Genomic DNA, 14176 nt, shown 5'->3' with positions numbered 1-14176 from the left:
TGAGTTAGAATTGATATTTTAAATAAGAATTGATTTGATGGATCACCGTACGGTTAGAAAGGACATTGCTTCTGTCTGCAGCGCCTAAAAGCACATTTACCGAAGTATTGGTTACATCGCGCAGAATCAGCGAATTGGTGGTATTGGTTGTTACGGTTACCTTGGCGGCATCACCCGACTCATCCTTAAGCAAGGTTTCAAATGAGCCTGTTTTTTGTCCATCACTGGCTACACTGTTTTTAATAATGTGATACTGTATAAATTTAGATACCTTACTGATATCCGAGGCATCTGTTGGGGTATAATTAGGAGATCCATTGGCCAGCTTAGGTAATAAGCCTGCGGTTACTGCAGCTTGTATAGCTGTATTTGTAGGAATAAATATCGAATAGAAACTACCATCGGTTATTCCCTGTATGGCACCCGAAGTGGCATTGTAAAGCGTTACATTGTTTTTAAGATATTGAAAGAAAGAATAATACGGATCTGTAGTTGTTAAAGCATATCTTTCAATGTGTTTACTTACCGGAAGTGAGGTGTAGGCCAATACGCGCGTAGCATAAACATCAGCACCATTTACAGCATTAACAATTGAGTCTATTTTGATGGTTTTATCACTTGCAGCAGCTAAATCTTGAGTTCCCGCAGAAAAAATAAATCCTTTATCATATTTAATGTATTCTCCGTTTGATGCCTCTAAAATCCCGCTACCGGTGGCAAAGTTAGGTACAGCCCTATCTCCTAAAGGAATAATGTGTGTTTGGAGTAATCTTCTCAATATTGTTAAATCACCTCTGATAGGTGCAGAAGGGAAAAACGGATCATAAGAGAAGCCGAGGCTTACTAAGGTTGCATCGGGTATAGGAACAATAACATATTTTAAAGAAGCTGTTTTAATTGGAATGGTATACCCCAACACATCCATGGCCTGTTTCATAATATAAAAGGTTGGATCCAGGTTTACTTTTCCGTAAACAGTAGCAAATGAATTTGCATTCTGAGCCTCATTTACACCATAAAAAAGTCCGTTACTTAAAAACTGTTTGTCTACAACATTGCCAGGGTTCAGTTTTGTTACTTCACCTAAAAAGCTGTTAACCGAATTAAATTTACCAGGCCAAACCGCTGTTCTGTAGAAATGAGAGTTTACAAAATCCCTGATAATATCTGGTCTCAAGGCATAAAGCTCTGAAAGTTGTGCCTTATAATCGCCAGGCTGAAGTCTGCTTTTAGCATAATATTTTAATAATACTTTAGCATAGGCCTCTACCGCAGCATCGGTGGGTGCAAAAAGGGTATACATCCCAATCTGCGCATCGTTTGCATCATCTTTGAGGTAGTTCTCATTGTTAGGAGAAAAGCCTAAAAGTGCGCTATAATTCTTGGCATAAACATTATCGGTTTTACCGGTTAATACCTGGTAGCGACGGCTGATATCTGCATTTAGATTATAAGTAACGTACTTATCTAACAACGATTTAAATGCGCTGTATTGTGATTTAGCACCGATATACTGATCGATGCTTTGTGGAGGGGTTAAAACCCTGTCAATAATATGAATAACACCATTTTCGGCTACAATGTCTTCCTGGGTAATTCTGGCTGGACCAACATTCTTTCCTGTAAACTCAGAACTTGGATAAAAATAATTGTAATCTACCGCGCCTATTCCGGTAAAAGACATAAATGGGGCAAGGAAGTAAGGCAAATTCTTGTTATTGAAATCGGTAGGGAGGTAACTTCCGTTGCGATTGGCTGCAATCACTTTAATCGGCTTTCCGTTATTATCGGTACCGTCATAAACGAAGTCATAATATACAGTTCTTCTTCTGAAGCCTGCATTTTTAACAAAACCACGGGCGGTTAAGTTGTCACTTAAACGTTCGATTTTTTCCCCGTCATAGGTCATGGAATAACGCACTATTGCGGAGGCCAGATCTGCATTGATCTCGCTCAGATTGTTATCCTTCAAATAAATGGCAAAGGCTTCATCGGTTGGTGCAAAAACAGTCCAGGAACCGGCGGCACTTAAGGTTTCTTTATAACCAGCCTTGTCTACACATTCTAAAAACTTACTGAAGTTTCCTTTTACTTGAAGCTGCTGATAAATGGGGTCTGCCAGCGTTTCTGGCCGGCCATAAAACTCATCAAATTCCTTCTTTCTACAACTGCTAAGCAGGACAATAATTGTCAAACAAACAGTTAAAATTCTTGGCAAATTCTTACTCATAGCGGTCTTATTGGATAAAACGCCATCAGTTCAATTGCAAAAAAAAGCCATTGATCTAAATCAAATTAGAAATTAGGTAGAATAGAGATGATTTAAATGAGTGTAAATTTTTATTGCATAGAACCGGTTTACGGACGTTAATTAATATTTGGTTAAAAAGTTATTTGGTTAGTTTTCTTGATCTAATATATACAGGCTCACAAATATTTCCATCCTGTACCATCCTGTCTGTTTATTATAAAATATTATCACAAAATGTATAATAGGCTATACAAGATTGATAAAACGTTTTAACTACGTTTTTACTTAAACATAATAATTGTATTTATTTTAAAAAAAATGGCAAAAAGGTTTATAAATATGGTTTTATAACCACAGGACCGATCAATCCTGAAGGCATAACAGACCAATTTGAGGCATCAAATTCCCTGTAATTAATGTTTACGAAATTGATTTCATGGTACTTCCGCCATTGTACTTTTTTAACATCTAAATCACGGATACGGTTGGCCATCAAATTCACTACTTCTATTTTTATGGTATTGTTGCCAGCTTTTAGATATTTACCAATTCTTGCTTCAAAAGGGATACTCCACAAAATACCCACCTCTTGCCCATTAATCCACACACGGGCACTCTCATCTACCTGGTTTAACTGCAACAGGTATTCTTTTGCCTTTTTATTGGGCAGGTTAAAATTGCTGGTATAAACCCCTGTTCCGGAGAAGGCTTGAAGCTTTGGATCATTCAACGTAGTCCAAGAAACAAGCTTATTTAATTTTTGATCTGCAGGAAGTTCTGGCCCTCCGGCTGTAAAATGCAGATTCCAGGGGTTGGTTAGGGCAATTTCCTTTCCTGGCATATCTAAGTAAGTCCAGTTTCGTGTTGCTGATGCCGGAACATTACTCACCAATAAAAACAAACTCTCGCCCGATTTCAATTGCAGCCTTACTTTATTATCCTTCACATTGGCCATCCCCGTTAATCCATCCTGCGGATTTAAGATCTCTACTCTTCCTTTCTCATTGATAGGAATAAAAGCGTCTATATCTTTACTCGTATGGTTAACCAAATAGTAATATTTTCCTTTTTCCGTCTTCCTTCTTATCACTTGTAAACCAATATCGGTTAATTCCTCTCTCTTCAGTCCGTTTAAGAGGAGCGCCTTTTGCACATCAGCTGCCAGAAATATCTGCCCCTTCCCTATTTTAAATTGTGATATCCCATCTACTGCCGGAGAAAAATTTATTTTAGACAATGCTGTTTTCAATTTTTCTCTTCTTACCTGGAGGTTACTCCTTCCGGGTACATCCTTTGGCAAATCCTGAAAAATCACATTTGCACCCTCAGCAGCCATATTAATTACTTTTTCCAAAGTTTCGGGATTCATTAATTCGCATTTAGGAATCACTAATGTTTGATAAGGGGCTGCTTTTGCAGCAGTAATCAGGGTTTTATCCTTTACAGTTGTTTGTTGTAATAAGCGATCTGATGCAAAATCAAATGCATAGCCCACTTTATCCAATTGCTTGGCAAGCTTGTAAAAAGCACTGGGATGTAGCCATTCATCTACATCATGCACCTTTAACGGCATATCCAATCCTTTGGCTTTGTTCCAAACATCGTAAACCGGCCAATAGAGCAATATTTCATTGTCTGATGTTCCTGTTTGGAGGATAGACTGACAACGGGCAATATAATTGTTTAACCCATTTGCATGTGGCCAAAGGCTATTGTTGGGGTTCATTTCTACCGAAGCATAAAACAACCATCCTGGCCAGGGTACCTGGCTTGGTGAATGAGTGGTGCCGTGATAAAAAATATGGTTAATGCCCGACAAAAACAGCTTTTCTGCTTCAGGCTTGCATTGCGAATAAGAAGTTTTAAAATGCTCGGTAAGCCAGGTGAAGGTTTCTGATGAAGCCAGTTTCTTTCCTCCGGTATGTGCTGCAGAAGAAGCAAACCTAGACATTATTGGGTCTGGATCTACATTTCTGACATCCGCAGAATCTCTCCGGATGCCCGGAATTGGAAAATAACTCGATCCAAAGATTTCTGTTTCCGGAATATCTACCGCCCCATATAAATCTAATAAATTACCCGGAGAGCCATGCGACTGATTTTTAGTTAATGCTTTCTGCTGGTGTGCCCAGTTGGTCCAGTTTTGGGTAAAGTTCTTCAAAAGTAACTCATCCATTGTTTCCCGGTAATCAGATTTAAGGCGGGCAACGTTTTCATCAGCCGAATCTTTGCTCACCAGCTCTTTAATGTAGTTACTTAAGTCATATCCTCTGTTTTGTTTAAATGCCTCCAGGAAAGTGGGTGTCCAGGTTGCACCATAAACTTCATAACTATCATTGAAAAAAGACCTTACACCAGGTGCTTGATTTCCGAATGCATCTGTAAATCTTTTTAAATAGACGTCTGTGGATTTACGATCCAGGTGATCCAGGGTAAAGCCCTCGCCACCGGGGGCTGCCCGCTTAACCAGCTGACGTGTTTTACCTGAAAAAAGGGCATAGATATCCCAGTTACCAGAAGCAGGAGACCAGTTTAGGGTTCCGTCTGCCTGAACCAGTTTCAACAGGTTTAGGGTTTCACCACCTGCGCTGTAAGCAGTAAGGGCTTGCAGTTCCGCAAACTCTTGTTTAGCTTCTTTAACCTGAATACGCTCCGTTAACTTCTCGCCCGCCTTTAAACTATATTTCTGCGTAATGAGTTTGCTTGCTGCATTTTCAGGCTTAATTTGCGGTCCGCCAAATGGCCAGCCCGTACCCGTATTCATATCTACCCCTAAGCCTAAACTATTGGCTTTATTAACTGTAAAACGAACCATATTCATCCATTCCGGAGAAAGGAACTGGATGTATTTCTTTTCAAAACCAACGGCCCCATAAATGGGTGTAATTTCTACGCCGCCCAATCCGGCAGCACTGTATTTCTGCAACACATCATTTAAGTTCTGCTCATCAACAGCATTCCCCATCCACCACCAGCGTGTCCAGGGCTTCATTTGCCGTTCTATTACCGGCCAGGAAGAAGTGTTTTTTTTTGCAGGACTTTGAGCATCTACCTGGTTAAGGATAGCCATACCAAAAAGCAGTGCAGGCAGAAATAATTTGGTTTTCATAAAGGTTAATCTAAATGGAATACAAGGGCTAATGGAAAAGATTGTGGAGATTGATCGGGATTGGTTTCCATGATATCGGCCATATAAGCCCACCATTTCTGAACAATTGCTGTACTGCCCAAATCCTGCGAAGAATTACCATTTTGTTGCTGCACAGCAAAAAGGATGTTGGTTTCTTCATCTAAAAAAATAGAATAATCGCTAATGCCATTTTCTTTGAGCAGGGTGGCCAGTTGTGGCCAAATCTCATCATGTCTTTTTTTATATTCGGCAGCAAAACCTGGCTTTAGCTTCATTTTAAAGGCAATTTTCATGTCTTAATTGATTTTAAAGGTAATATCAGACTCATTATTGGCTGTTGACGTTATCCAGAGCGTTTTCTTAGTCGAATCATAGCGCCATTTTAGCGCAGCGCCAGCAGATGGAATCTCTTTTTCATTTTCTTTAACCACTTGAGGAGGATTTTTACTTACCCAGTGGATGCTCAATTCATATTGGTGCAAGGTGGGCTTAAACTGCCCTTGTGGTTTAGCAATTTTGACTGTGAGTCCATCTTTTGTTAAAGAAGAAGTAATTGCTGTTAAGGAAAAGTTGCCTGTTTTGTACGCTGAGCTTAAATTATCATCTTCATAAAGATCAAATTTGGATTCGCCATAAGGGAAAATATCCAGGGTAATCACATCTACCGGTTTCTGTCCGCTGTAAATCATTTCCGGTTGCATAGGTATAATGCTTCCGCCCTTTACAAAAAGGGGGATAGTATCTATCGGGGCTACCACATGGTGATATTTCTGACCTTCATACCGCTCGGCAGTGTAATAGTTAAACCAGGTGCCTTCTGGCAAATAAATGGAACGGGTTATAGCCCCTTTGGTAGTTACCGGTGCCACCATTAAATTATCGCCAAACATATACTGATCGCCAATTTCATACACATTTTCATCATCCTGATGATTCAATACCAATGCCCGCATCATCGGGATACCACTTGCATATTGTTGATGCATACTGGTGTATATATAGGGAAAAAGTCTATACCGCAGCAAATCATATTTCTTAAAATTATTAAGTGCCTGTTCGCCATAAGCCCAGGGCTCTTTATACCCCGGATGATCCATACCAAATACCAAAGCCACAGGGCTGAACATCCCAAATTGTACCCAGCGCATATAGAGCTCCGGATCGGCTACATGCTCAAATCCGCCCATACAGTGTGCCCAGGAGCCAACCCCCGAAATACCAATATTTAAACCGGCTTTAATTACAGGAGCAAAGTACTGCCATTCGCTAGGCCAGTCGCCCGCAAAAATATATGGATAACGTTGAATACCCGCATAGCCTTCCCTGGTTTGGTTTAATCCTCTAAATCCATTGAATTTCTCGAACTCCAAAAACGGTGCTTTCGCATAAGCGATAGGGAAAACATTGTGTAATTTCTCTGCTTCCTTTCCTGTTGGCCCCACTTTCTCACTTTCATTGGCTAAGGCACCGAAAGCACTGCCTTCATCGGTTTTCAGAAATTTAGCGCCCAGTTTTGCAACACGCATTACTCCATTGTCCCACCACCATTGGGTAGCTTTTTCATCAAAAAAGTTAACAAACTCTCCAGGTTTTCCATTTTCGGGATAGGTATAGCCTTTTTCCCTGGCCTGATCTAAAAGGTTTAGTTTTTTGGCATTGTCAAATCTCGGACGGAGGTGCAATCCTACCATTTTATAATTCATGGCATAAATGCTATCAAACATCCCTTTCGGGTCATTAAAGGTTTCTCTCCATTCGAAAGAGGTTGCACCCTTCCCCCCTATTTCTCCAAATAATCGCCAGGTAGAATCCAGCCAAAGCAAATCTACCGGAATACCCAGTTCCCTGTATTTTCTCGCCAGTTCCACTACGTAACGATCAGATGTTTTCTCTTCATGACTCCAGGTTCCGCCACTGTAAGTCCCTGCATGTAAGCCTAAAGCAAATTGCGGCAACATGGGCGATTTTCCGGTTATCGAAGTATAGCGATCTAAAATTGATGGGAAGGTTGGACCGTAAATGAAGTAATAATCCAATTCGCCATCGGCGGCTTTAAAACTGTACTGATCTTTTTTTGAAGCACCCATATCCCACGAAGTGGCAAAAGAGTTATGCAAAAAAATACCATAGCCTTTGGTGCTCATAAAAAATGGAACCGGACAGTAATTCGCTTCTAAAATATTGTATGCACCAATGGCATGAGGCAAGCCCTTTCCACGGCCCACATTTAAGGTTACTTTTTTAAAACGGCGATCCATGAAGTCCATCCGCTCACCAAAACCAAAGAAATGCTCGTCGGGTTGAAGCTTTTTAGTTACCCCTACCTGGGTATTTTCCCTGGCTATAGCGCCCTTATTTTCGGCACTCAATAACTTGCCCTTAGTATCAAAAACATCCACCCTAAATGGTGATTTATAGATTTTAACCAGGATTTTAGAAGTGCTTAGCAAAAAATGATCTTTTTTATCTTCAGCCTTAAAGTTTACGTTTGCCCAGGCATAATTAACCACCATCAGGTTTTCGTTTTCCTCAAACTTGCCGTTCCAGCTACTGCGCAGGCGAAACATTTCGGGCGTACAAACTTCTACTCTTACTTCTCCATTCGCCGTGATCAGAGAAACCAGATTACCTTGCCTTTTAAAGCCAGATTTATAATCGCCAATGGTTTGTGCATGGGCAATTGCAAGCGTAAAAACAAAAACAAGGGCAGCAGCCCAAAATTTCTTCAACATATTATTCTGCGACTACTTTTTCAACTTATAAACCTCTGTTCCGGCCAATAGAAAACAACCTAAACCATAATCTTCAAAATCAGGCATACTGGTATAACTAACCGGCTGACCATCTTTAGGCTCTTTTCCTGTTCCCTGTAAATAACCCAGGAAACCATTTTTATGCACGGCTTCTTTAGCCATCGCATTCCAGCCTTTTACTACGATTGGCAAGTAAGTGGCCTTATCTAAAATGCCTTTATTAACTCCCCAAGCCATACCATATATAAACAAGGCTGTTCCAGAAGTTTCCTTACCACCAAAATGTGTTGCATCATGTAAGCTTACATTCCAAAAACCATCTGCACGCTGAATGGGAACTAAAGCCTTGATCATTTCATGATAGGTTTTCAAATATTCTTCGCGGTGGGGAGCATTTTCGGGCATGATTTCTAAAACCTTTACCAATGCAGCTACAACCCAGCCATTGCCCCTGGACCAGTAGCAATCTTCTCCATTAGGTTCTTTGTAAGGTGGAACAAAATCTTTGTCTCTCCACCAAAGGCCATCCTTGGCATTGTATAAACCACCTCCTTCTACATTTTTGCTGTGCGCATACATTTTATACATATGCTCATAGTAACGATCATCTTTATATAGCTGGGCTAGTTTTGCATAAACAGGCATTCCCATTTGAAGGGCATCAATCCAGGTCCAATCGCTAACGTCGTTGTTCGTAATCATTAAATCGATAGAGGCCTTAATATCCTTTATGCGTTCCGGTTTAGGATCAATATTGTACAAATCAATATAAGTTTGCCCGGCAGCCTGGTTATCTGCGTTTTTTGTCTTTATGCCGTCTCTCAATCCCCAATGATGTTTCTCTCCCCACTGCACAGCATAATCATAATAACTTTTATCGGGATGAATCTGGTAAAGACTCATTAAACCTTCGTAATAAACGGCCCTGGTCCAGATATTACTTGGTCTTTCTTTATTCGTGATGATAGATTTACCTGCATCAGGCCATTTATTCATGAAATAGGCATTGGTAAGCTTTAAAGATTTTAAAACCTCCTTTTTAGAAGGAATTTTCTGTGCTTGTATTGAGCAAATGCTTGTGCCCGATAAGATCAGGGCGAGGATAATTCTTTTCATGAGTATTCTATTTTATAATGCTAAAAGGCTCCGGTAAATTAATTGCTTTTTGGCTTAGGCTTCAATTCGTCGGGACTATCTTTTGTAAAAGTATCAAATTGCTGTTTCGAAGGGCTGGTAAAAATGTCTTTAACCGTATCAAAAGGCACTTCATATTTTGGGTTAAACCGGGCAGACATCATGTATTGCTGTAAGCTAAAGTAAAGCTGTTGTGCACCTGGAGCATTCTTCAAGTCTGGACTCAGGTTAGCGCTCGAAATAATGAGTTTTCCCTTACCTACTTTAGCTTCTAAAACCAGTGCCAGACGACGGTTCATAAACCAGGTATCGATGGGTTGAACAATGGGTTTAAACCCAGCAGGAAAATCTTCCAGATTCATCACCTGCGCCTTATTTACAATTTCCCACCACTGCATATCACTGTGATAATCGGTTGGGAAATCTTTTAAGGCTGGATTTTTTGGATCGCAAAGTATGCCTAAAGTATGTGGTGGACGCATTTTAAACCAGGAGGTATTCCAAAATACAGGCAAAAAGGTTTGTACTACTTCTTTGCCTTTAACTACCTTACCTGCCGCATTTAGAAAAACATTTCCGCCTTCATCCAGAATTTTTTTAGCCTGATCGTCTAATTGCTCTGTATAATAAAAACTGGTTTTATACTTAGGCAGCTGCTTAGGGAAGAACCAGAAATCCCAATCGTTAACATATTCCGTTCCATCAATTGATACCTCTAATTTTAATTTACGTGCTGTGGTTATCGGATTAGACGAATAGGTAACTGATCCGATTGGTGTATTTACCCCTACAGGTAAAGTGAATGGCCCGAACTTATAGGTAAATACTGTTTTGCCCTTCTCATCTATCAATCTGCAAGTGATGCGGGCGTTTTGCAATGCTGCACTTCCCCAGTGTGCGACTTGAATTTTGGGCTCAAATTTCTCATCACTGGTGTAAACAAATTTTGGCACTTCAATTAAGGGTACGGTACTGTTAGAGAAACGTTTAAATTCCTTTGCCGTAATGTATCCTTTTTCATCCCAAAAGGCATCTAAAACCCCAACCATCGCTGTTCCCTGACCAGGATAATCGTTTAATGATAAAAGTTGGTAACCGCTGTAATTGGGTGTACGCAAGGCTTTTTCAATTTCGTTTTTATAACACAGCGCCTGTAATTTACCCGAAGCCATTAAGAACGCCTCCGATTGGTCGGCCATATCGTGATCCTTTAAGTCTTCCTGGAACATTTCGAAGTTTTTGGCCTTATAAATTCCGGTATATTTTTTAATTTCTTTAAAGTTCGGAAATACACAATATTGCCCCATTTCGTGTGCTACGAAAGGTACTTTAAACTGCTCAATTTGTTTGGCATAGGTAGAAATACTTTCTGGTACTCTACCCCAATCTAAGCCTCTGGCTCCAGCGCGAACCATAAATTCGTTGTTTGGAATCACCGGCCAGCTTCCGCCCACAGATGCACCGGTATACAATCTCCTTGAATCTTTAGCCTTCCAATAGTTATTGAACTTGGTGAGGTATTCTACCTGTCGGCCCCGGGGCTCATTTCCATAAGCCATCATGCAAAACGATGCGTAATTTCCATAGCTCTTGGTCATTCGGTTGGTTTCGTCGTAGATAAATTGATCGATAGGTTTACCATCTCCGATGGATGAGCCATGATTGGCCCAGCTTGGTCCTTCAGGCTGGAGATAAAATCCGGTTAAATCTGCCGCAATAAAAGCTGCCTCAGGAGGACACCAGGAGTGGAAACGCATATGATTAAGTCCGTGGGCCTTTGAAATCCTAAAAATACGTTCCCATGAAGCTACATCCATGGCTGGATATCCTGTTAATGGGAATTCGCAGTTATTAACGGTTCCACGAAGAAAAACCGGGCGACCATTAATTTCAAAATGCCGGTCTACTGCCTTAAACTCGCGCATACCAAACTGAACCTGCTTTTCATCTTTTTTACCATCTTTGGTAAGCAAAGTAGCTGTTAATCGGTATAAAGCGGGGTCAAATTCATCCCAGGCAGCAATTTTATCACCCATTGGGAGCTCAATTTCTAAAGTACCGTTTCCATTATTAATCTGATAGGGAACTGTGATGGGCTTCACCTGAATGATATTTTTGGTATTAAAACTTGTTGCGGCAAGTGTTACGTTTCCCGTTGAGGAACTGTTGGTATAGTCTTTAAGCTGAATCTTAACTTTTGCAGATTTGGTTTTGAGATTGGGGTAAATCTGAATATCCTCGAAATAAATTGCAGGGCCTGCCTGTATAAACATTTTACCTACTACCCCGTTCCAATTTCCCTGCGTGTGATCGGTTAAACTGTGTGAGTCCTGACCAACATTAATGGCTTTGATGCGGTTATCAATTTGCAGGGTGATGGTATGCTTCCCTGGTTTTAGCTTGGCCGGAAGTTCGAAATTTTGTGCTACTACAAAGGTAAATTGTGTGCCGATTTCTATATCATCAATCCATACCCGGGTTTCGGAATGTGGATATTCTAAGGATAAAACGATGCGTTTATCATTCCAGTCTGCTGGAATTTCAATGTCTTTCTGGTACCAGGCGGCACCGGTATAATGTTTGGCTGGCGTTAGCCAAAAAGGGATTTTAAGGTTTCCTGGCTGGCGATATTTTTCTAACCGGGGATGAAAAAAATATGAGCTATCGTAAATACTCCCTGTCCATTTTGTTTTTAAGGTAATTTCATCTCCCTTAAGGTTGCCCGCCATAGAGCCTGGAAGCTCAACGGTTTCGGGAAGTTTTTGGTTAAACCATTTTTGAGTTTGGCCTTCATCTTGTCTATCTATTTTAAAGCGCCATTTTCCACTCAGGGAAATTTGCTGAGCCCTTGATAATCCATTGCTTAAAAGCAACAATACAATGGCCGATGTAAACCATTTTAAAATTGATGAACCCTGTATCTGCATAGTAGTTAATAAATGAACGCTATTTGCAACGTTCACCCTATTTGGTTAAAGAGGCTATGATAAGCTTTAATCCGGAGTTACGCAACCTGTGGTGTCCTGTATCGTGTGTTAAAACCATGGTTCGTGAAACACGAACCATACGTCCACCCATGGTTCGTGACGCACGAGCCATACGGTTCACGAACCATACAGCTCACGAACCATACGTTCGTCTATCTCACGAACCATATATTCGCTAGCCCGCCCCGCTAAAATGGTCCGTTTGTAACGGACCATGGGTTATTTCAAATAATTCCTTAATTTATTTCGCTTCAGCGCCTTAATGCCCGTAACCACTGCTGCTGCATTAATTTTAGCCCCTGCTTCGTTGGTATGGGTATGGTCTTTTTCGGTGAAATAGGTTTTAACCACTTCGGCACTTAGGGCGCTGTATTTATCTTTGATCAGTTGATTTAAGGGAATAAAATCTACTTGCTCTGCTTTTGCCACTTCTTCAGCCCATTTGGCATAGCTATCATCAGCTAAAACTACTTTTCCATCTTTAACCGGATTGCGCGGAATTGGCGAGCAAACAATTGGTGTTGCACCTTTGGCTTTAATATCCTTAATAAACTTACGGAGGTACCAACCATAAGTATACACTACCTCTTGCTTTTTCTTAATTGGATTATAGATCTCTTTGCTTTCTACTCCTATTCCTTTTATCGTTCCACGCGCACGTGCCGTATCGTCTAGCGGGCTACTATCATTGTGGCCAAATTGCATCATTACAAAATCTCCCTTCTTGATTTTAGCCAAAACAGGTTCCCATAAACCATTGGTTTGAAAAGTGCGGCTACTGGTTCCGCCCAATGCATTATTTTCTACATTAATTTTGTCCGTATTGAAAAATGTACCTATAAAACTTCCCCAACCCCATAAAGCGCCATCTCCCTTCCCTTTTCCATTCTTTACAGTAGAATCTCCAATTAAAAACAAGGTTGGTTTATTCTCTTGCCTTAAAATAATACAGGATGAGAAGATTATAAATGCACTGAAGAGTATTAAACTGATTTTTATTTGAATTGATTTCATTATTTATGCTGTTATTGATGATGTATTTCTCTGTATTTTAACCACCTAAGGCATCTAAGCTATTATTTTCTTCTTATTACTTTAATTCTTGCTCTTTGTCTTGTCTTGATACCTGATACTCACTACTTGATACTATTTCAAATACTGCTTCAACTTACAATCCTTCAACTCCTTAATCCCCTGCACCACCGATTCGGCATTTACTTTGGCTCCATCCAGATTAGTGTGGGTATGATCTCCGGGAAAGAATAGTTTTACTTTTTCTGGTCCTAAGGCATCATATTTATCGGCTGTTATTTTATTGAGATCTACGAAATAAGCATTTTCTTCTTGCGCCACTGTTGCTGCCCATTTACCGAAATCGTTATTTGCCCTCACCACTTTTCCCTCTTTGAATATATTTCTTGGTATCATGGAAACCACGATTGGGGTAGCGCCCTTGGCTTTGGTTTCGCGCACAAATTTGCGAATGTACCAGCCATAAGTATGTACTGTTTCTACTTTTCCATCAGGCCAGGTCAACACCTTGGTTTCCTCACCTGTTCCCTTAAGAACCCCTCTTCTTCCAGCTTTGGTTGTATCTGGAGCACTGCCATCATTATGGCCGAATTGCATGGTTACAAAATCGCCTGGCTTTAAGCTTTCTAAAACTTTATCCCATCTGCCTTCAGATAAAAATGTTCGGGTACTCCTTCCAGCCATGGCGTTATTTTCTACGTGAATCTTCGTGGTATCAAACAAGGCAACAATGGGTGTACCCCAGCCCCAGGTTTCCTTATTAGAATTGCGTACGGTAGAATCGCCAATGGTATGTAGGGCAGGTTTATTATTTTGGGTAAATGCAGCAGCCAAAATAACGATGGCAAGAGCGGATAATAATTTTATAGCTTTTAACTTCTTCATATTG

General features: G+C 40.5%; 8 protein-coding genes. All 8 read right to left on the bottom strand.

The features are described 5' to 3' along the window. Positions 1–4 precede the first annotated feature (4 nt). Positions 5–2230: a fasciclin domain-containing protein gene (locus BMX11_RS11460; protein WP_090884328.1), complete on the bottom strand. Its 2226-nt coding sequence runs from the start codon at positions 2228–2230 to the stop codon at positions 5–7. 352 nt (positions 2231–2582) lie between these two features. Continuing rightward, a complete protein-coding gene (locus BMX11_RS11455) occupies positions 2583–5360 on the bottom strand; it encodes a glycosyl hydrolase (protein ID WP_245738644.1) in 2778 nt (925 codons plus the stop codon). A 5-nt stretch (positions 5361–5365) separates the two neighbouring features. Beyond that, on the bottom strand, positions 5366–5674 hold the full coding sequence (gene rhaM, locus BMX11_RS11450; protein ID WP_090884326.1) for an L-rhamnose mutarotase: 309 nt from the start codon (positions 5672–5674) through the stop codon (positions 5366–5368). A 3-nt stretch (positions 5675–5677) separates the two neighbouring features. After that, positions 5678–8113, bottom strand: coding sequence for a glycoside hydrolase family 31 protein (locus BMX11_RS11445; RefSeq protein WP_090884324.1), 2436 nt, complete (start codon positions 8111–8113; stop codon positions 5678–5680). A gap of 12 nt (positions 8114–8125) precedes the next feature. Next, positions 8126–9250, bottom strand: coding sequence for a glycoside hydrolase family 88/105 protein (locus tag BMX11_RS11440; protein ID WP_090884322.1), 1125 nt, complete (start codon positions 9248–9250; stop codon positions 8126–8128). Positions 9251–9288: 38 nt separating this feature from the next. Further along, positions 9289–12195 carry an exo-beta-1,4-galactosidase gene (locus BMX11_RS11435; RefSeq protein WP_090884320.1) on the bottom strand — a complete coding sequence of 969 codons (2907 nt, stop codon included), beginning with the start codon at positions 12193–12195 and terminating at the stop codon, positions 9289–9291. Positions 12196–12474: 279 nt separating this feature from the next. Then, on the bottom strand, positions 12475–13269 hold the full coding sequence (locus BMX11_RS11430) for a rhamnogalacturonan acetylesterase (RefSeq protein WP_090884318.1): 795 nt from the start codon (positions 13267–13269) through the stop codon (positions 12475–12477). Positions 13270–13401: 132 nt separating this feature from the next. Further along, the gene (locus BMX11_RS11425; protein WP_090884316.1) at positions 13402–14172 is read right to left on the bottom strand and encodes a rhamnogalacturonan acetylesterase; all 771 of its coding nucleotides are present in this window, start codon (positions 14170–14172) and stop codon (positions 13402–13404) included. Positions 14173–14176 lie beyond the last annotated feature (4 nt).

Origin of the sequence: Pedobacter rhizosphaerae (assembly GCF_900111155.1) — a bacterium.
Taxonomy (GTDB): Bacteria; Bacteroidota; Bacteroidia; order Sphingobacteriales; family Sphingobacteriaceae; genus Pedobacter; species Pedobacter rhizosphaerae.
Note: the sequence above shows the minus strand (reverse complement) of the source record. Positions and strands in the feature narration are given on the sequence as shown.

Coding starts and splice junctions, on each gene's coding strand:
- rhaM (WP_090884326.1), bottom strand. CDS start 5,674: ATGAAAATTGCCTTTAAAATGAAGCTAAAGCCAGGTTTTGCTGCCGAA.
- BMX11_RS11440 (WP_090884322.1), bottom strand. CDS start 9,250: ATGAAAAGAATTATCCTCGCCCTGATCTTATCGGGCACAAGCATTTGC.
- BMX11_RS11425 (WP_090884316.1), bottom strand. CDS start 14,172: ATGAAGAAGTTAAAAGCTATAAAATTATTATCCGCTCTTGCCATCGTT.
- BMX11_RS11445 (WP_090884324.1), bottom strand. CDS start 8,113: ATGTTGAAGAAATTTTGGGCTGCTGCCCTTGTTTTTGTTTTTACGCTT.
- BMX11_RS11460 (WP_090884328.1), bottom strand. CDS start 2,230: ATGAGTAAGAATTTGCCAAGAATTTTAACTGTTTGTTTGACAATTATT.
- BMX11_RS11435 (WP_090884320.1), bottom strand. CDS start 12,195: ATGCAGATACAGGGTTCATCAATTTTAAAATGGTTTACATCGGCCATT.
- BMX11_RS11430 (WP_090884318.1), bottom strand. CDS start 13,269: ATGAAATCAATTCAAATAAAAATCAGTTTAATACTCTTCAGTGCATTT.
- BMX11_RS11455 (WP_245738644.1), bottom strand. CDS start 5,360: ATGAAAACCAAATTATTTCTGCCTGCACTGCTTTTTGGTATGGCTATC.